Annotated in this window: 15 protein-coding genes; 13 read left to right on the top strand and 2 right to left on the bottom strand. The window is 66.5% G+C overall.

Features of this window, described 5'->3' with window-relative positions:
- The first annotated feature begins 243 nt into the window (after nt 1-243).
- The 4 genes from ACR2JA_RS11295 to zapE all read left to right on the top strand — a co-directional run bounded on the left by ACR2JA_RS11295 (nt 244) and on the right by zapE (nt 7,171).
- On the top strand, nt 244-3,135 hold the full coding sequence (locus ACR2JA_RS11295; RefSeq protein ID WP_434009177.1) for a 2-oxoglutarate dehydrogenase E1 component: 2,892 nt from the start codon (nt 244-246) through the stop codon (nt 3,133-3,135).
- Between the two features lie 83 nt (nt 3,136-3,218).
- Complete coding sequence (gene odhB / locus ACR2JA_RS11290) at nt 3,219-4,481, top strand: 2-oxoglutarate dehydrogenase complex dihydrolipoyllysine-residue succinyltransferase (RefSeq protein WP_434009176.1); 1,263 nt, start codon at nt 3,219-3,221, stop codon at nt 4,479-4,481.
- Between the two features lie 152 nt (nt 4,482-4,633).
- The gene (gene lpdA, locus ACR2JA_RS11285; protein ID WP_434009175.1) at nt 4,634-6,061 is read left to right on the top strand and encodes a dihydrolipoyl dehydrogenase; all 1,428 of its coding nucleotides are present in this window, start codon (nt 4,634-4,636) and stop codon (nt 6,059-6,061) included.
- 12 nt (nt 6,062-6,073) lie between these two features.
- Nucleotides 6,074-7,171 (top strand): cell division protein ZapE, encoded by a 1,098-nt coding sequence (gene zapE, locus ACR2JA_RS11280; RefSeq protein ID WP_434009174.1) that lies wholly within the window; start codon nt 6,074-6,076, stop codon nt 7,169-7,171.
- Nucleotides 7,172-7,254: 83 nt separating this feature from the next.
- Here zapE and ACR2JA_RS11275 read toward each other — a convergent pair whose 3' ends face one another.
- Nucleotides 7,255-8,013, bottom strand: a complete 759-nt coding sequence (locus ACR2JA_RS11275) for a PP2C family protein-serine/threonine phosphatase (protein WP_434009173.1) — start codon at nt 8,011-8,013, stop codon at nt 7,255-7,257.
- A 124-nt stretch (nt 8,014-8,137) separates the two neighbouring features.
- Complete coding sequence (locus ACR2JA_RS11270; protein WP_434009172.1) at nt 8,138-8,941, bottom strand: outer membrane protein assembly factor BamD; 804 nt, start codon at nt 8,939-8,941, stop codon at nt 8,138-8,140.
- A gap of 31 nt (nt 8,942-8,972) precedes the next feature.
- On the opposite strand from ACR2JA_RS11270, the gene ACR2JA_RS11265 reads away from it, so the two are divergent.
- From ACR2JA_RS11265 to hisS, 9 genes are all read left to right on the top strand, one after another.
- Nucleotides 8,973-10,061 (top strand): RluA family pseudouridine synthase, encoded by a 1,089-nt coding sequence (locus ACR2JA_RS11265; protein ID WP_434009171.1) that lies wholly within the window; start codon nt 8,973-8,975, stop codon nt 10,059-10,061.
- 139 nt (nt 10,062-10,200) lie between these two features.
- Nucleotides 10,201-10,923, top strand: a complete 723-nt coding sequence (scpB, locus tag ACR2JA_RS11260) for an SMC-Scp complex subunit ScpB (RefSeq protein WP_434009170.1) — start codon at nt 10,201-10,203, stop codon at nt 10,921-10,923.
- Entirely contained in the window at nt 10,886-12,148 is a 1,263-nt protein-coding gene (locus ACR2JA_RS11255) for a pseudouridine synthase (RefSeq protein WP_434009169.1), read from the top strand. Before scpB ends, ACR2JA_RS11255 begins: the two co-directional genes overlap by 38 nt.
- Nucleotides 12,149-12,271: 123 nt before the next feature.
- Nucleotides 12,272-12,697: a nucleoside-diphosphate kinase gene (gene ndk, locus ACR2JA_RS11250; protein WP_434009168.1), complete on the top strand. Its 426-nt coding sequence runs from the start codon at nt 12,272-12,274 to the stop codon at nt 12,695-12,697.
- 19 nt (nt 12,698-12,716) lie between these two features.
- The gene (gene rlmN, locus ACR2JA_RS11245; protein WP_434009167.1) at nt 12,717-13,877 is read left to right on the top strand and encodes a 23S rRNA (adenine(2503)-C(2))-methyltransferase RlmN; all 1,161 of its coding nucleotides are present in this window, start codon (nt 12,717-12,719) and stop codon (nt 13,875-13,877) included.
- A complete protein-coding gene (pilW, locus tag ACR2JA_RS11240; protein ID WP_434009166.1) occupies nt 13,874-14,728 on the top strand; it encodes a type IV pilus biogenesis/stability protein PilW in 855 nt (284 codons plus the stop codon). The genes rlmN and pilW overlap by 4 nt, the downstream gene beginning before the upstream one ends.
- 4 nt (nt 14,729-14,732) lie before the next feature.
- On the top strand, nt 14,733-15,713 hold the full coding sequence (locus ACR2JA_RS11235; RefSeq protein WP_434009165.1) for a helix-turn-helix domain-containing protein: 981 nt from the start codon (nt 14,733-14,735) through the stop codon (nt 15,711-15,713).
- Between the two features lie 2 nt (nt 15,714-15,715).
- Nucleotides 15,716-16,996, top strand: coding sequence for a flavodoxin-dependent (E)-4-hydroxy-3-methylbut-2-enyl-diphosphate synthase (gene ispG / locus ACR2JA_RS11230; RefSeq protein WP_434009164.1), 1,281 nt, complete (start codon nt 15,716-15,718; stop codon nt 16,994-16,996).
- A gap of 43 nt (nt 16,997-17,039) precedes the next feature.
- Nucleotides 17,040-18,341 carry a histidine--tRNA ligase gene (gene hisS / locus ACR2JA_RS11225; RefSeq protein WP_434009163.1) on the top strand — a complete coding sequence of 434 codons (1,302 nt, stop codon included), beginning with the start codon at nt 17,040-17,042 and terminating at the stop codon, nt 18,339-18,341.
- The last annotated feature ends 117 nt before the right edge of the window (nt 18,342-18,458 follow it).

The following is an 18,458-nucleotide window of genomic DNA, read 5'->3' as shown; positions in this document are numbered from 1 at the left end:
CACCGCACAGGCTGACACCAGCCTGTCGTATCGCCCCGACGCAACAGAGCTTCGCGTTCTGTGACGCCGCCTGGACGTTTTGCATATTTTTGCTCGCCCAGCGAGGCCGCTGGTGGCACAATCGCGCCCGCAGTCAGGTCCTTCCACAGTCACTGTCGCATCCGCCAATCGGTCCAGCCGTGTCGCGGGAGGTTTCTTCAACCAGCTAATGTTTCCCTCAGGGAAGCGGAGGTCAGCGAATCCATGAGCAATTCCCCATCGAACGGGGGCAACGTCTACGTCGCCTACCAATCCAATTCGTACCTCTTCGGCGGCAACGCGCCGTATGTGGAAGAGATGTACGAGAAGTACCTGGAGAACCCAGGCAGCGTGCCCGAGAACTGGCGCAGCTACTTCGACGCCCTCCAGCACGTGCCCGCCGTTGACGGCACCGATGCCCGCGACGTTCCCCACCTGCCCGTCATCAACGCTTTTGCCGAGCGCGCCAAGCAGGGCGGCACCAAAGTTGTCATGGCCGCTGGCGCCGACTCCGATCTGGGCCGCAAGCGTGTTGCCGTCCAGCAGCTGATCGCCGCCTACCGCAACGTCGGCGCCCGCTGGGCCGATCTGGACCCCCTCAAGCGCACCGAGCGCGACCACATTCCCGAACTCGATCCCTCGTTCTACGGCTTCTCCGATGCCGATTACGAGACCGTGTTCAACACCAGCAACACCTTCTTCGGCAAGGAGGTCATGAGCCTGCGTGACCTGCTGAACGCCCTGCGCGAGACCTATTGCAGCAGCATCGGCGCCGAGTACATGTTCATCAGCGACCAGGCGCAAAAGCGCTGGTGGCAAGAAAAGCTGGAGTCGATCCGCTCCAAGCCGGCTTTCAATGCCGAGAAGAAAAAGCACATCCTCGACCGCCTGACCGCGGCCGAAGGCCTGGAGCGTTTCCTGCACACCAAGTACGTGGGCCAGAAGCGCTTCTCGCTCGAAGGTGGTGAGAGCTTCATCGCCGCCATGGACGAGGTGATCCAGCAGGCCGGCGCCCAGGGTGTGCAGGAAATCGTGATCGGCATGGCACACCGTGGCCGCCTGAACGTGCTGGTCAACACCCTGGGCAAGATGCCCAAGGATCTGTTCGCCGAGTTCGATCACACCGCCCCCGAAGACCTGCCCGCCGGTGACGTGAAGTACCACCAGGGCTTCAGCTCCGACGTGACCACCCCCGGCGGCCCGGTCCACCTGTCGCTGGCGTTCAACCCGTCGCATCTGGAAATCGTGAACCCGGTGGTCGAAGGGTCGGTGCGCGCCCGCATGGACCGCCGTGGCGACACGCTGGGCAAGCAGGTGCTGCCGGTGCTGGTGCACGGCGATGCCGCTTTCGCCGGCCAAGGTGTGAACCAGGAAACCCTGGCACTGGCCGCCACCCGTGGTTACACCACCGGAGGCACGGTGCACCTGATCATCAACAACCAGATCGGTTTCACCACCTCCGACCCGCGCGACCTGCGTTCCACGCTGTACTGCACCGACATCGTCAAGGGTGTCGAGTCGCCGGTGCTGCACGTCAACGGTGACGATCCCGAAGCGGTCGTGCTGTGCATGCAGCTCGCGCTGGAATACCGCATGACCTTCCGCAAGGACGTGGTCGTGGACATCATCTGCTTCCGCAAGCTGGGCCACAACGAGCAGGACACCCCCAGCCTGACCCAGCCGCTGATGTACAAGAAAATCAGCGCACACCCCGGCACGCGCAAGCTGTACGCCGACAAGCTGGCCGCGCAAGGCCTGGGCGAGTCGCTGGGCGACGACATGGTCAAGGCCTACCGCGCCGCGCTGGACGCTGGCCGCCACACGGTGGACCCGGTGCTGACCAACTTCAAGAGCAAGTACGCGGTGGACTGGTCGCCCTTCCTGGGCAAGAAGTGGACCGACGCGGGCGACACCGCCATTCCGATGGCCGAGTGGAAGCGCCTGTCCGACCGTCTGACCACGATTCCCGACAGCGTCACCCCGCACCAGCTGGTCAAGAAGGTGTACGCCGACCGCGCGGCCATGGGCCGTGGCGACATCCCGGTGGACTGGGGCATGGGCGAGCACATGGCGTTTGCATCGCTGGTGGCCAGTGGCTTCCCGGTGCGTCTGTCGGGTGAGGACTGCGGCCGTGGCACGTTCACGCACCGCCATGCCGTGATCCACGACCAGAACCGCGAGAAGTGGAACGAGGGCACCTACACGCCGCTGCAGAACGTGGCCGACAACCAGGCCCCGTTCGTCGTGATCGACTCCATCCTGTCCGAAGAGGCGGTGCTGGCGTTCGAATACGGCTACGCATCGAACGACCCGAACACCCTGGTCATCTGGGAAGCGCAGTTCGGCGACTTCGCCAACGGCGCCCAGGTCGTGATCGACCAGTTCATCGCATCGGGTGAAGTGAAGTGGGGCCGCGTCAACGGCATCACGCTGATGCTGCCGCACGGCTACGAAGGCCAGGGCCCTGAGCACAGCTCGGCCCGTCTGGAGCGCTTCATGCAGCTGGCGGCCGACACCAACATGCAGCTGTGCCAGCCGACCACGGCCAGCCAGATCTTCCACCTGCTGCGCCGCCAGGTCATCCGCAACCTGCGCAAGCCGCTGGTGATCTTCACGCCCAAATCGCTGCTGCGCAACAAGGACGCGACCTCGCCGCTGTCCGAGTTCACCAAGGGCGGCTTCCAGACGGTGATCCCGGAGAACAACGAGGCCGTGATCAAGAAGGCCGACAAGGTCAAGCGCGTGGTCTGCTGCTCGGGCAAGGTGTACTACGACCTGGTCAAGAAGCGCGAAGAGCGCGGCGACGACGACGTGGCCATCCTGCGTGTGGAACAGCTCTACCCGTTCCCGCACAAGGCCTTCGGTGCCGAGCTGAAGAAGTACCCGAACGCGACCGACATCGTCTGGTGCCAGGACGAGCCGCAGAACCAGGGCGCCTGGTTCTTCGTGCAGCACTACATCCACGAGAACATGCTCGACGGGCAGAAGCTGGGTTACGCCGGCCGTGCCGCCTCGGCATCGCCCGCCGTGGGTTACGCGCACCTGCACCAGGAGCAGCAGAAGACGCTGATCGAAGCGGCCTTCGGCAAGCTCAAGGGCTTCATCCTCACCAAGTAACCCGGACCCGCGCCGGCCCTCCCTGGCCCTGAGGGGCTGCAGGCCCGGCCGGCGCGCATCGAACACATCAAGGTAGAAGACACATGGCAATCGTAGAAGTCAAAGTCCCGCAGCTGTCCGAATCCGTGGCCGAAGCCACCCTGCTGCAATGGAAGAAGAAGGTCGGTGACGCGGTCACCGCCGATGAAATCCTGATCGACATCGAGACCGACAAGGTCGTGCTGGAATGCCCGGCGCCGTCGTCCGGCGTGCTGGTCGAAATCGTGCAGGGCGACGGTGCCACCGTGGCCGCCGACCAGCTGATCGCAAAGATCGACACCGCCGCTGTTGCGGGTGCTGCCGCTCCGGCCGCAGCCCCGGCAGCTGCTGCCGCCCCGGCCCCCGTGGCCGCTGCGCCGGCCGCCGCCGCTGCCGCGTCCAACAGCAAGGCCGGTGTGGCCATGCCCGCCGCCGCCAAGCTGATGGCCGACAACGGCATGGCCGCTGGTTCCGTGGCCGGCACAGGCAAAGACGGCCGCGTGACCAAGGGTGACGTGCTGGCCGCAGCCAGCGCACCCAAGGCGGCTGCGGCACCGGTGGCCATCCCCACCGGCGCGCCCACCAAGGTGCTGCCGCAGGTGGCCATGGTCGCCCCCGATCTGGGTGACCGCCCTGAAGAGCGCGTGCCCATGACCCGCCTGCGTGCCCGCGTGGCCGAGCGTCTGCTGCAGTCGCAATCGACCAACGCCATCCTGACCACCTTCAACGAAATCAACATGGCCCCTGTCATGGAGATGCGCAAGCGCATGCAAGAGCGTTTCGAGAAGGAACACGGCGTCAAGCTGGGCTTCATGAGCTTCTTCGTCAAGGCTGCCGTGCACGCCCTCAAGAAGTTCCCGATCCTCAACGCCTCGGTCGACGGCAACGACATCGTCTACCACGGCTACTTCGACATCGGCATCGCCGTTGGTTCGCCGCGCGGCCTGGTGGTGCCCATCCTGCGCAACGCCGACCAGATGAGCTTCGCCGAGATCGAGAAGAAGATCGCCGAATTCGGCCAGAAGGCCAAGGACGGCAAGCTGGGCATCGACGACATGACCGGTGGCACGTTCTCCATTTCCAACGGCGGCACCTTCGGCTCGATGATGTCCACTCCCATCATCAACCCGCCGCAGTCGGCCATCCTGGGCGTGCACGCCACCAAGGACCGCGCCATGGTCGAAAACGGCCAGGTCGTGGTGCGCCCGATGAACTACTTCGCCATGTCCTACGACCACCGCATCATCGACGGCCGCGAAGCCGTGCTGGGCCTGGTGGCCATGAAGGAAGCGCTGGAAGATCCGGCCCGCCTGCTGTTTGATATTTGACCCACCCCCGCCGCGCTGCGCGCGACCCCCTCAAGGGGGCAATCCCTGCGGCCCGGCGAAGCCGGTTCCGCGGGATTTCTGGAAGGTGCTTGCGTCGCGCTTTGGCGTTGACGTTCCTTCCAGGGTTTGAAGAACCTCATTGAAAGAACATCATGTCTCAAGCATTTGACGTCGTCGTGATCGGCGCCGGCCCCGGTGGCTACATCGCTGCCATCCGCGCTGCCCAACTGGGCTTCAAGGTCGCGTGCATCGACGAATGGAAGAACGCCGCAGGCGGCCCGGCCCCAGGTGGCACCTGCACCAACTTGGGTTGCATCCCGTCGAAGGCGCTGCTGCAGTCCAGCGAACATTTCGAGCACGCCAACCACCACTTCGCCGATCACGGCATCAGCACCGGCAAGGTGACGATGGACGTGGCCAAGATGGTGGGCCGCAAGGACACCGTCGTGAAGCAGAACAACGACGGCATCCTCTACCTGTTCAAGAAGAACAAGGTCACCTTCTTCCATGGTCGTGGCTCGTTTGCCAAGGCGGCTGACGGTGGCTACGAGATCCAGGTGACCGGTACCAAGGACGAGTTGATCACCGGCAAGCAGGTGGTGATCGCGACCGGCTCCAACGCTCGCGCGCTGCCGGGCGTGCCGTTCGACGAAGAGACCGTGTTGTCCAACGACGGCGCGCTGCGCATTGGCGCGGTACCCAAGAAGCTGGTGCTGATCGGCTCCGGCGTGATCGGCCTGGAGATGGGCTCGGTCTGGCGCCGCCTGGGTGCGGACGTCACCATCCTCGAAGGTCTGCCCACGTTCCTGGGCGCGGTGGATGAGCAGATTGCCAAGGAAGCCAAGAAGGCCTTTGACAAACAGGGCCTGAAGATCGAGCTGGGCGCGAAAGTCGGCGAGATCAAGACCACCAAGAAGGGCGTGAGCGTCGCCTACACCAACGCCAAGGGCGAGGCCCTGGCGCTGGACGCCGACAAGCTGATCGTCTCCATCGGCCGCGTTCCCAACACCATCGGCCTGAACGCCGAAGCCGTGGGCCTGCAGCTGGACGAACGCGGTGCCATCGTGGTGGATGCCGACTGCAAGACCAACTTGCCGGGCGTCTGGGCGGTGGGTGACGTGGTGCGCGGCCCGATGCTGGCGCACAAGGCAGAAGAAGAGGGCGTGGCGGTGGCCGAGCGCATGGCTGGCCAGCACGGCCACGTCAACTTCAACACCATTCCCTGGGTCATCTACACCAGCCCCGAAATCGCCTGGGTCGGCCGCACCGAGCAGCAGCTCAAGGCCGATGGCGTGGCGTACAAGGCCGGCACGTTCCCGTTCCTGGCCAACGGGCGGGCGCGCGCGCTGGGTGACACGACCGGCATGGTCAAGTTCCTGGCCGATGCCAAGACGGACGAGATCCTGGGCGTGCACATCGTCGGCCCGATGGCCTCCGAGCTGATCTCCGAGGCCGTGGTGGCCAGGGAGTTCAAGGCCCGCGCCGAAGACATCGCCCGCATCTGCCACGCGCACCCCTCCTTGTCGGAAGCGACCAAGGAAGCGGCGCTGGCCGTGGACAAGCGCACCCTGAACTTCTGACCCGGGTTCGCCTTGTCGGTCCGCGCCGCCTACGAAGCCGAGCTCAAGGAGCGCGGCTACACCACCGATCCCGCCCAGCAGCGTGCCATCGACGCGCTGGAGCGGTGTGCCGTCGACTGGACGAACTACAAGCAGAAGCGCTCCAACGCGCTGAAGAAGATGTTCGTCAAGCCCGAGATTCCGCGCGGCGTCTACATGTTCGGGGGGGTGGGGCGCGGCAAGAGTTTTCTGATGGACTGCTTTTTCAACGCGGTCCCGATCCGGCGCAAGACACGGCTGCACTTCCACGAGTTCATGCGCGAGGTGCACCGCGAGCTGCGCGAACTGCAGGGCACGGTGAATCCGCTGGATGAACTGGGTTTGCGCATGGCCAAGCGCTACAAGCTCATCTGCTTCGATGAGTTCCACGTGGCCGACGTGACCGACGCCATGATCCTGCACCGCCTGCTGGACGCCCTGTTCAAGGCCGGCGTGGGCTTCGTCACCACCTCCAATTTCCACCCCGACGGGCTGTACCCCAACGGTCTGCACCGCGACCGCATCCTGCCCGCGATCGAGCTGCTCAAACAGAAGCTCGAAGTGCTCAATGTGGACAACGGCACCGATTACCGCCAGCGCACGCTCACGCACATCGAGCTCTACCACTGCCCGCTGGGCGAGGTGGCCGATGCCGCCATGGAAAAAACCTTCAGCGAGCTGGCTGAAGCGCACGACGAAGACCCGGTGATGCACATCGAGGCTCGCCAGATCCGCTCCATCCGGCGTGCCGGTGGCGTCATCTGGTTCGATTTCCGCACGCTGTGCGGTGGGCCGCGTTCACAGAACGATTACCTGGAAATCGCCACGCAGTTTCACACTGTGCTGCTGTCCAACGTGCCGCAGATGGCGGTGCGCCAGGCGTCCGAGGCCCGGCGGTTCACCTGGCTGGTGGACGTGCTCTACGACCGCCGCGTCACACTGGTGATGTCGGCCGCCGTACAACCCGATCAGTTGTACCTGGAAGGACCGATGTCGCACGAGTTTCCTCGCACGGTCTCACGTCTGAGCGAAATGCAGTCGGCGGAGTATCTGGCCCTGGAGCACCGCACGGTCGACACCGGTTTGACCTGAGCTTGGCTCGTCTGCGGTACGGCGTCTGCCGCGCAAGGGGCGGCGGCTGGGTATGCCCCGTGACCCAGCGCCGACCGCCTCGATCAGGTCAGCGGGTCGAATTTGACGATCACCATCGACAGGTTGTCGCCCATGCCCTTGGCGCGTGAACGCGCTTTCTGGATCAGGAATTCGCAGGCCTCGCGTGGCGAGAGCATGGCGATGGTGCTGGCCAGTTCGTCGGGCGAGAAGTAGTGCCACACACCATCGCTGCAGGCCATGAGCGCATCACCCGGCCCGGCCTGAGGAACCACATGCAGGTCCACCGGCGGGTCGTTGTCGGTACCCAGGCATCCCATCAGGATGTTCGAGTGCGGGTGGTCCAGTGCCTCCTCCTCGCTGATCTCGCCCTGGTTCACCAGGGTCTGCACATACGAGTGGTCCATGGTGCGGAACACCATCTTGCCGTTGCGGAAGTGGTAGATGCGCGAGTCGCCGGCGTGGATCCAGTGGTTGTCACCACCCGGGTTGATGAGGAAGGCGGCAATCGTGCTGTGCGGTTCCTGCTCGGCCGACACCGCGGTGAGCTTGATCACCAGGTGCGACTCTTCGACGATCTGGCGCAGCATGGCCGAGGCATCGTCGGTCTCCGGGTCGTAGCGTTCGAACAGCTGCCGTGCCGTGAGCATGACCTGGTCGGACGCTTTGCGTCCGCCGCTGCGTCCCCCCATGCCGTCGGCCACCACCGCCAGCAGGCAACCCGTCTGGCGCGGGTGGTGCAGCAGGCAGACCTGATCCTGCTGGTAGTCGCGGTCACCCCGGTGGATGCCGGTGGACGCGTGTATGCGGTAGCCTTTGGACATGGGGCGATCGGACGGCGGTGTGTGCAAGAACGCGTTCAATGGTAACCATGAATGACTACACGGCCGGGGTGTTGTCCAAAAAACAAAACCGCTGCGGCCGTGCGCGCACCCAGGGGGCGCGATCTCACCAGAGCTTCCACCAGGCGCTGTCAGCGCTCTTGAAGCCTTGCGAGAGGTATTCGCTCTTGGGGTAGTTGGCCAGCATCACGCGGCGCGTGTCGTCCCGCAGCTGGGTCATGCCCAATGCGTCGTACGACCGCATCAGGATGAACAGCGCTTCTTCCAGCGCCGGTGACTGGGGGTAGTCGCTCAGCGCCTGCTGCGCACGGTTGATGGCCGCCACATGGGCGCCACGGCTGTGGTAGTACCGCGCCACGTGCACCTCGTACTGGGCCAGCGAATTGACGATGTACGCCATGCGGCTGCGGGCGTCGGGCGTGTAGCGCGAGTCCGGGAAGCGGGTGGCCAGTTCGCGGAAGGCTTCGAACGATTCTTTGGCCGCCTTCTGGTCGCGCTCTGAGAGGTCCTGCCGAGCGATGGAGCCGAACAGGCCGAGGTTGTCGTTGAAGTTGACCAGGCCCTTCAGGTACAGCGCGTAGTCCATGGCCGGGCTGGCCGGGTGCAGGCGCACGAAGCGGGTGAGGGTGGCCAGAGCCTGGGCCTGCTCGCCCGACTTGTACTGGGCGTAGGCCTTGTCCAGCTGGGCCTGCTGCGCCAGCGGGGTACCGGCCGCACGGCCTTCGAGCTTCTCGTACAGCGCGATCGCCTTTTCGTAGGCGCCCGCATTGCGTTCGTCGGTGGCTTCGCTGTAGAGGCGATTGGGGCTCCAGCCGGCGGTTTGGTCAACGGGAGTGGTGTTGCAGCCGGTCAGGGTCAGTGCCACGCACAACGCACACAGCGGCACGACCGATAATCTGGAACCAAGCATCAAGGCATACCTTTACAACGGGATCACGGGATTGACCGCAGAAATTATATCGACGGGGGGTGTCCAGCCCGCCACCCCGCCGGGGTCTTTACCTGAGGCCGATGGCGCACTGGCGGCCGCCCAGGAGGACTGGGCCAGCGAGAGCGAAACCCGCACCTGTGAGGTGCCGCCCGAGATGCACGGCTGGCGCATCGACAAGGCGCTGGCGCAGCTGATCCCGGAGTTCTCGCGTTCCTATCTGCAGCAGCTCATGGCCGATGGCGCGGTGCAGGTGCGCGGCCAGCCCGTGGTCAAGCCCGCCGCGCGGGTGCAGGTGGGGCAGGCTTTGCAGGTGGAGCTCAGGCCTACGCCGCAGGCCATGGCCTTTGTGCCCCAGCCCATGGCGCTGGTCGTGCTGCACGAAGACGCCCACTTGCTGGTCATCCACAAGCCGGCTGGCCTGGTGGTGCATCCCGCGCCCGGGCACTGGAGCGGCACCTTGCTCAATGGCCTGCTGGCCCACCACGCGGGCGCTGCCAGCCTGCCGCGCGCCGGCATCGTGCACCGGCTGGACAAGGACACGTCGGGCCTGATGCTGGTGGCCAACAGCCGGGCCGCGATGGATGCGCTGGTGCGTGCCATCGCTGCGCGCGAGGTGCAGCGCGAATACCTGGCGCTGGCACACGGCCGCTGGACCGGCGCCGAGGAGGTGCTGGTGGACCAGCCCATGGGGCGCGACCCCCACAACCGCTTGCGCATGGCGGTGCTCAAGCCCGAGACCACGGGTGCAAGAGTGGCACAGACCACGGTGCGGGTGCTCGACAGCCACGACACCCACACGCTGGTGGCGTGCAAGCTGCACACCGGGCGCACGCACCAGATCCGCGTGCACATGGCCTGGCTGGGGCACCCGCTGGTGGGGGATGCGGTCTACGGCGGCAAGCCCCAGCACGGCCTGACCCGCCAGGCCCTGCACGCCGCTCGGCTGCAGCTGGCGCATCCGATCGGGGGTGAACGCCTGGCTTTTGCGGCCGAACCCCCGCCCGACATGCTGCAAGGTGTGGCACTGGCGGGCCTCCGTTACAATCAAGGGTTTTGGGATGCTTGCAATCCCGACCGGTCTGCCCCGCAGCGGCGATGACCCGACCGGCCCGGTTTCTGTGCCGTCTGTTGCACGATCCCATGTGCGGCTCCCTTGCCGCCCCCGCTGTGGATGCAGCGGCCCTCCGCCCCAACGCTCTGTCCGCACCGGTTGCTCCGGTTATTGATCCCTTCATTCGATGAACACCACGGATGCCCGCCGCGTCCTCGAGACGGCCCTGATCTGCGCGCCCCAACCGCTGTCGGTGCGCGACATGGGTGTGCTGTTCGATGCCGAACTCGCACCCGACACGATCAAAACCCTGCTGGCCGATTTGCAGCAGGAGTGGACCGGGCGTGGTGTCGAGCTGGTGCAGGTGGCCAGCGGCTGGCGTTTCCAGAGCCGGCCCGAGATGCGGACCTTCCTGGACCGTCTGCACCCCGAGAAGCCGCCTCGCTACACGCGCGCCACCCTGGAAACGCTGGCCATCATCGCGTACCGCCAGCCGGTCACGCGCGGTGACATGGAAGACATCCGCGGCGTGACCATCAACTCGCTGCTGCTCAAGCAACTCGAAGACCGGGGCTGGATCGAGGTGATCGGCCACCGAGAAACGGTCGGCCGGCCAGCCCTGTTTGCGACCACGCGGCAGTTTCTGGACGACCTGGGCCTGGCTTCGCTGGACCAGCTGCCGCCGCTGGACAGCAGCGACGTGCAGGAGTCGGCGCTGGGCCGGCTGGACTTTGAAGCCCTCGCTGGCAGCCTGCAGGCCGACCCTGTCGAGGGCGACGACGCGCCCGCCGTGAGCGCGGCCGAAGCCGATCCGCACACCCAGGCCATCCCTTTTGACGAACCATCGCCCGACGCGGCGCCACAGGAATTCCATGACAACGGTGCCGCACCCGAAGAAAACAACGCCTGACCTGTCGGGCGTGCCAGACCAGCCAGCGCAAGTCCCGCAGGCGGACGAAACGTCCGACCTGCGGTTCGATGACGTCGTCAGTGGCGCCTTCGATGCCGAGCAGTCGCAGGACCTGCCCGTGCCCACCAAGCGCGTGCTCGCGCCGCAGGCCGAGTCGCCCAAGCTGCACAAGGTGCTGGCCCAGGCCGGCATGGGCTCGCGGCTGGAGATGGAGCAGTTGATCCTGGAAGGCCGCATTTCGGTCAACGGCGAGCCGGCCCACGTGGGTCAGCGCATCCAGTACGGCGATGTGATCAAGGTCAACGGCAAGCCGGTGCGCGTGCGCATGACGCCGCCGCCCCCGCGCGTGCTGGCGTACCACAAGCCCGCGGGCGAGGTGGTGTCGCACGACGACCCGCAGAACCGCCCCACCGTGTTCCGCCGCCTGCCGCGCCTGTACCAGGGCAAGTGGCAGTCGGTTGGCCGGCTGGACCTGAACACCGAAGGCCTGCTGCTGCTCACCGATTCGGGCGAACTGGCCAACCGGCTGATGCACCCGCGTTTCGGCCTGCAGCGCGAATACGCGGTGCGCGTGCTCGGCGCCCTGTCCAACGATGAGAAGCAGCGCCTGCTCGACGGCGTCCGGCTGGACGATGGCATGGCGCAGTTCGCCAGCATCGAAGACGGCGGTGGCGAAGGCGCCAACTGCTGGTACCGCGTCACCATCGGCGAAGGCCGCAACCGCGAGGTACGCCGCATGTTCGAGGCGGTCGGGCACGCGGTGAGCCGCCTGATCCGTATCCGCTACGGCGCCATGATGCTGCCGCGCGGTCTCAAGCGCGGCGTGTGGGTGGAGCTGGATGAGCGTGACATCGAGCGGCTGACGTCTGCCGCCGGCATGCCGGCCGCCACCGAGCGCGCGCCGCGTCCGTCGGGGCGCCCGGGTCCGCTGCGGGGCAAAACGGCGCCCAAGCCGGCCGCCAAAAGCGGCGGCCGCTCCTATGGCAACCCGGCCGGCAGCCGCGGAGATGCGCCCGACGTGCGGCGCAGCAGCATGTTTGCGCCCACCGGCAACAAGGCCGGCGCGGGCAAGGGTGGGGCAGGGCGCGGATCGTCCGGAACGCAGCAGCCCGATCCGATGAAGACGTCTTTTGGCTACATCGGGCAGGACGCCTTGCAGCGCCAGCGCGACCAGGCGGGCAAGCGGCCGGCCGGCCCGCCGCGCCGCCGCTCGGGCGGGCGCTGAGCCAACGCGCCGTGGAACTCGGCGCGGCTCTTCACGCTCTGAAATTCACGCGGGCAATGTAGAATCAAAGGCTTTGCGGCCCGCTGCAAGAATCCGTTTTTTTCCAACAATTCAAGGAACACCATGGCCATCGAACGCACCCTCTCCATCATCAAACCCGACGCCGTCGCCAAGAACGTGATCGGCCAGATCTACGCCCGTTTCGAAGCCGCCGGCCTGAAGGTCGTGGCCGCCAAGATGGCCCACCTGTCGCAGCGCGAAGCCGAGCAGTTCTATGCCGTGCACAAAGAGCGTCCTTTCTTCAAGGACCTGGTGAGCTTCATGATCTCCGGCCCGGTGATGATCCAGGCCCTGGAAGGCGAAGGCGCCATCGCCAAGAACCGCGACCTGATGGGCGCCACCGACCCCAAGAAGGCTGCTCCCGGCACCATCCGCGCCGACTTCGCCGACAGCATCGATGCCAACGCCGTGCACGGCTCCGACGCTCCTGAAACAGCCGCTGTGGAAGTCGCCTTCTTCTTCCCCGGCATGAACGTGTACTCGCGCTGATCCGCGCGAACACCATGACATGACGGTCAACCTGCTCGACTTCGATCTCGAGGGCTTGGCCGCCTATTGCGAACAGCTGGGCGAGAAGCGCTTCCGCGCCGTCCAGCTGTTTCGCTGGATCCACCAAAAGGGGGCTGCGCGCTTCGACGAGATGACCGATCTCGCCAAGAGCCTGCGCGAAAAGCTCCCGGCGGTCTGCAGCATCGACGATCTGCCCGTGCTCTCGCGCCAGGACTCGGCCGACGGCACCATCAAGTGGCTGTTCGATGTGCGTGACGGCAACGCCGTCGAGACCGTGTTCATCCCCGAAGACGACCGCGGCACGCTCTGCATTTCCTCGCAGGCCGGCTGTGCCGTGGGTTGCCGCTTCTGTTCCACCGGCCACCAGGGCTTTTCGCGCAACCTCACCACGGGTGAGATCCTGGCGCAGCTCTGGCACGCCGAGCATTTCCTGCGCAAGCACCTGAAGACGTCCGAGCGTGTGATCACCAACGTGGTGATGATGGGCATGGGCGAGCCGCTGCAGAACTACAACGCGCTGGTGCCCGCGCTGCGCGTGATGCTGGACGACCATGGCTATGGCCTCTCGCGCCGCCGCGTGACGGTCTCAACCTCGGGTGTGGTGCCCATGATCGACCGCCTGGCAAAGGACTGCCCGGTGGCGCTGGCCGTGTCGCTGCACGCGCCCAACGACCCGCTGCGCGACGGGCTGGTGCCGCTCAACCGCAAATACCCGATCGCCGAGCTGCTGGACGCCTGCCTGCGCTACCTGCCCGCCGCACCGCGCGATTTCATCACCTTCGAGTACTGCATGCTCGACGGCGTGAACGACCAGCCCGAGCACGCGCAGCAGCTGCTGCAGCTCGTCAAAAACCACGGCGGCCGCGGCGTGCCGTGCAAGATCAACCTGATTCCCTTCAACCCCTTCCCGGACTCGGGCCTGAAGTGTTCACCGCGCCCGGTGGTGCTGGCCTTCGGCCGCATCCTCAATGAGGGCGGGGTGGTCACCACCGTGCGCAAGACGCGTGGGGATGACATCGACGCCGCGTGTGGCCAGCTGGCCGGTGACGTGCTGGACCGCACCGACGCCGCGCGGCGCCTGTCGCAACGGCGCGTGAACGAACAACCCATCCGCTTCGTGGCACCCGCCGCGGGCACTACCAAGGACCAGCAGCCATGACGAAGACCCTCCGTTCGGTCGCCGCGACCCTGACTCCGGACCGTTGGGGGAGGCGGCTGCTCTTGGCTGCGGGCGGCTGGGCGGTGGTGGCTGGCCTGTCGGGCTGTGCGGGAGGCGCAGGGGCGCCCTCGGCGGCCGCGGCGTCCAGCGAACCGGTGACCGAATCGGACGAGCCGGAAGCCCGCAAGCGCGCTCGCATCCGACTGGAGCTGGCCTCCAACTACTTTGAAAACGGCCAGACCACGGTGGCGCTGGACGAGATCAAGCAGTCGCTGGTGGCCGACCCGAGCTACCCCTCGGCCTACGTGCTGCGCGGCCTGGTGTACATGCGCATGAACGAGACCGGCCTGGCCGAAGACAGTTTCCGCCGTGCCTTGCAACTGAACCCACGCGACGCCGACGCCTTGCACAACTACGGCTGGTTCGCTTGTCAGCAGGGCCGCCATGTCGAGGCCATCGGCTTCTTCCAGCGTGCGCTGGCCAGCCCGGTGTACGGTGGTCAGGCCAAGACCTTGATGGCCAAGGGCATCTGTCAGACCCGCATCGGGCAGTTCTCTGAGGCCGAGGGCAGTTTTTCCCGCTCGTACGAGCTCGACGCGGCCAACCCCATCACCGGCTACAACCTGGCCTCGCTGCTGTACCGCCGCGGCGAGTACACCCGGGCGCAGTTTTACATCCGCCGCCTGAACAACTCCGAACTGGCCAACGCCGAGACGCTGTGGCTGGGCATCAAGGTCGAACGCCGTCTGAACAACACCGAGGCCACCGAGCAGCTGGCGCAGCAGCTCTCGCGCCGCTACCCCAAGTCGCGCGAGTGGACGGCTTACCAGCGCGGAGCTTTTGATGAGTGAACCCTTGAATCCCCCTGTCGCCGAACCCGCGGTCACCGTGGACCGCCCCGTGTTGCTGCGCCAGGCGCGCGAGGCGGCTGGTCTGCACATCGCCGCACTGGCGGCCGCTTTGAAGGTGCCGGTCAAAAAGCTCGAGGCGCTTGAAGCCGGGCGCTACGAGGAGTTGCCTGACCTGACGTTTGCACGCGCGCTGGCCTCCAGTGCGTGCCGCCAGCTCAAGGTCGACCCGGTGCCGGTGCTGGCCCAGATTCCCTTGGGTAACCGGCCACCGCTGGGCGATTCGGCGCAGGCGATCAATGCGCCGTTCAAGGGAGCGGGCGATCCGGCGCCGCTCAACGCCATGGGTTGGTTGTCGCGCCCGGCGGTGCTGGCCGCGATCGCCCTGTTGCTGGGCGCGCTGGTGCTCGTGTTCCTGCCTCAGCGAGAGGTCGCGCCGCTGGCCGACGCGGTGATGCCACCGCCCGGCGCCGCGGCCGATGCTCCGGCGCTGGCGACCGATGCCGCGCCGGCTACCACAGGCCCATCGGTTGACGCGGCTGCGCCGGTGGTGCCGTCCGTGGCGCCTGCTGCCGTTGGGGCGAGCGACGCGGTGCCAGCCGGACCGGTGTCCGCCGCAACAATGCCCATCCCCCCAGTGGCCGCGGTGGTCAGTGCGTCTGCTGTGGCAGCTCCGTCCGCGGCTGTGACCACCGCCACCGCCTCAGCCCCCGCGGCGGTTTCGTCCACCACGGCGCCTGCCGCCGCTGCGGGCAGTCTGCTCAGCATCACCGCAACCGGTGATTCCTGGGTCGAGGTGGTCAACGGTTCGGGCAGCGTGGTGGTCAAACGCATGCTCAAAACCGGTGACGTGATCGATTTTTCCACCGCACCGCCCTACACCGTGTTGCTCGGCCGCTCCGACGCTGCGCTGGTGACCGTGCGCGGCAAGCCGTTCGACACGGCTCCCTTCGCCCGCAACAGCGTGGCCCGTTTCGAGGTGAAGTGACCATGGACACCGCCGTCAACGTTTCCGATCAGGGTTCGCCCATTCCGCTGGGTGAAGCACGGCCGCGCCGCTCCCGCCAGGGCGTGGTGGTCTGGGGATCGAACCGCGTCACGGTGGGTGGCAATGCGCCGGTGCGCGTGCAGTCCATGACCAACACCGACACGGCCGACGCCATCGGCACCGCCATCCAGGTCAAGGAACTGGCGCTGGCCGGTTCTGAACTGGTGCGCATCACCGTCAACAACGACGAAGCCGCCGCGGCCGTGCCCCACATCCGCGAGCAGTTGGACCGCATGGGCATCAGCGTCCCGCTGATCGGTGACTTCCACTACAACGGCCACAAACTGCTGAGCGACCACCCGGCCTGCGCCGAGGCGCTGTCCAAGTACCGCATCAACCCCGGCAACGTGGGCAAGGGCGAGAAGGGCGATCGCCAGTTCGCGCAGATGGTCGAGATCGCCGCGCGCCACGACAAGGCCATCCGCATCGGCGTGAACTGGGGCAGCCTGGACCAGGAACTGCTGGCCCGCCTGATGGACCAGAACTCGCAGCGCGCCCAGCCGTGGGAGGCGCGCCAGGTCATGTACGAGGCGCTCATCACCTCGGCGCTGGAGTCGGCCGCCGATGCCGAGTCCCTCGGTCTGCGGCGCGAACAGATCACGCTGTCCTGCAAAGTCAGCGGTGTGCAGGACCTGATCGCCGTGTACCAGGAGCTGGCGCAGCGCTGCGACAACCCGCTGCACCTCGGTCTGACCGAGGCCGGCATGGGCACCAAGGGCACGGTGGCCTCGGCTGCGGCGCTGTCGGTGCTGCTGCAGCAGGGCATTGGTGACACCATCCGCGTCTCGCTCACGCCGCAGCCGGGCGAAGCGCGCACGCAGGAGGTGGTGATCGCCTCCGAAATCCTGCAGTCGCTGGGGCTGCGCATGTTCGTGCCCAGCGTCACCGCCTGCCCAGGCTGCGGGCGCACCACCAGCACCACTTTCCAGGAACTGGCCAAACAGATCGACGACTACCTGCGCTCGTCCATGCCGGTCTGGCGCAGCAAATACCCCGGCGTGGAAAACATGAAGGTGGCCGTGATGGGCTGCATCGTCAACGGCCCTGGCGAGAGCAAGCACGCCGACATCGGCATCAGCCTGCCGGGCACCGGCGAGGCGCCGGCCGCACCGGTGTTCATCGACGGTGAAAAGGCGATGACCCTGCGCGGCACCGGCATCGCCCGCGAGTTCCAGACCATCGTTGAAAACTACATTGAAAAACGGTTCGGCACCCCCGCCTGACCCCCGGTGCGGCCTGGGCCGCGCCTTCACCTGACAAGCATCCATGGCAGAAAAACTCAGTGCCGTCAAAGGCATGAACGACATCGCGCCCCCCGTGTCCGCCCACTGGGAGTGGCTGGAAGACAAGCTGCGCACGCTGATGCAGCGCTACGGCTACCGCAACCTGCGCACCCCCATTGTCGAACCGACCGCGCTGTTCATCCGCGGCCTGGGCGAGGTGACCGACATCGTCGAGAAGGAGATGTACTCCTTCGAAGACCGCCTCAACGGCGAGCAGCTGACGCTGCGCCCGGAAAACACCGCCGGCGTGGTGCGGGCCGCGGTCGAGCATTCGCTGATCTACGACGGCGGCAAGCGCTTGTATTACATGGGGCCCATGTTCCGCCACGAGCGCCCGCAGCGTGGCCGCTACCGCCAGTTCCACCAGTTCGGTGCCGAAGCGCTGGGCTTTGCCGGGCCGGACGTGGACGCCGAGCTGATCGTGCTGGCCTGCGACCTCTGGGCCGAGCTGGGTCTGGAAGGCATCGAGCTGGAGATCAACAGCCTGGGCCAGCCGGTCGAACGCCTGGCGCACCGCGCGGCGCTGATCACCTACCTGGAGTCGCACGCGGACCTGCTGGACGAAGACGCCAAACGCCGCCTGCACAGCAACCCCCTGCGCATCCTGGACACCAAGAATCCGGCCATGCAGGCCATGGTCAACGGCGCGCCGCACCTGATGGATTTTCTCGGCGCCGAATCGCTGGAGCATTTCAACCGCCTGCGCGCGCTGCTGGATGCGCAGGGCGTCGCCTACCGCATCAACCCGCGCCTGGTGCGCGGCATGGACTACTACAACCTCTCGGTGTTCGAGTTCGTCACCACACAGCTGGGCTCGCAGGGCACGGTGTGCGCTGGTGGTCGCTACGACGGACTGTTCGAGCAGATCGGCGGCAAGGCTGCGCCGGCCGTGGGCTGGGCGCTGGGCATGGAACGCATCCTGGAACTGCTCAAGGAACAAGGCAAGCTGCCCGCGCAGCCGGTGCCCGACGCCTACGCCGTGGTGCCCGACGCAGCGGCGTTGCCGCAGGTCATGAAGTTGCTGCGCGAACTGCGCCGCCGGGGTGTGAACGTGCAGATGCACGCGGGTGGAGCCGAGGGCATGGGCAGCATGAAGTCCCAGTTCAAGAAGGCCGACGGCAGCGGCGCCCGTTTCGCGCTGATCTTTGGCGAACAGGAACTGGCCCAAGGCATGGTCGCCGTCAAGCCGCTGCGCGCACCCGCCGAAGGGCAGGCTCCGGCGGCCCAGACGCTGCAGCCGCTGACCGATCCGGCCGCCTGGGCGGCCGGCTTGCGCAGCGCCTGATTCACCCCAGCCACCCGCCTACAATCGCCGGTTCCGCATCTCCCTCACGCACATGGCCAACCATCTCGACCTTGAAGAGCAGGAACAGCTCGACCAGCTCAAACACTTCTGGGCCCA

This window comes from Hydrogenophaga sp. (assembly GCF_051007235.1).
GTDB lineage: Bacteria > Pseudomonadota > Gammaproteobacteria > Burkholderiales > Burkholderiaceae_C > Hydrogenophaga.
Note: the sequence above shows the minus strand (reverse complement) of the source record. Positions and strands in the feature narration are given on the sequence as shown.

What these genes read in the sequence shown, in the direction of transcription:
- ACR2JA_RS11275 (WP_434009173.1), bottom strand. Translation starts at nt 8,013, where the DNA reads ATGTCCAAAGGCTACCGCATACACGCGTCCACCGGCATCCACCGGGGT.
- hisS (WP_434009163.1), top strand. Translation starts at nt 17,040, where the DNA reads ATGGCAGAAAAACTCAGTGCCGTCAAAGGCATGAACGACATCGCGCCC.
- scpB (WP_434009170.1), top strand. Translation starts at nt 10,201, where the DNA reads ATGAACACCACGGATGCCCGCCGCGTCCTCGAGACGGCCCTGATCTGC.
- ACR2JA_RS11270 (WP_434009172.1), bottom strand. Translation starts at nt 8,941, where the DNA reads ATGCTTGGTTCCAGATTATCGGTCGTGCCGCTGTGTGCGTTGTGCGTG.
- pilW (WP_434009166.1), top strand. Translation starts at nt 13,874, where the DNA reads ATGACGAAGACCCTCCGTTCGGTCGCCGCGACCCTGACTCCGGACCGT.
- lpdA (WP_434009175.1), top strand. Translation starts at nt 4,634, where the DNA reads ATGTCTCAAGCATTTGACGTCGTCGTGATCGGCGCCGGCCCCGGTGGC.
- ACR2JA_RS11295 (WP_434009177.1), top strand. Translation starts at nt 244, where the DNA reads ATGAGCAATTCCCCATCGAACGGGGGCAACGTCTACGTCGCCTACCAA.
- rlmN (WP_434009167.1), top strand. Translation starts at nt 12,717, where the DNA reads ATGACGGTCAACCTGCTCGACTTCGATCTCGAGGGCTTGGCCGCCTAT.
- ispG (WP_434009164.1), top strand. Translation starts at nt 15,716, where the DNA reads ATGGACACCGCCGTCAACGTTTCCGATCAGGGTTCGCCCATTCCGCTG.
- ACR2JA_RS11255 (WP_434009169.1), top strand. Translation starts at nt 10,886, where the DNA reads ATGACAACGGTGCCGCACCCGAAGAAAACAACGCCTGACCTGTCGGGC.
- ndk (WP_434009168.1), top strand. Translation starts at nt 12,272, where the DNA reads ATGGCCATCGAACGCACCCTCTCCATCATCAAACCCGACGCCGTCGCC.
- odhB (WP_434009176.1), top strand. Translation starts at nt 3,219, where the DNA reads ATGGCAATCGTAGAAGTCAAAGTCCCGCAGCTGTCCGAATCCGTGGCC.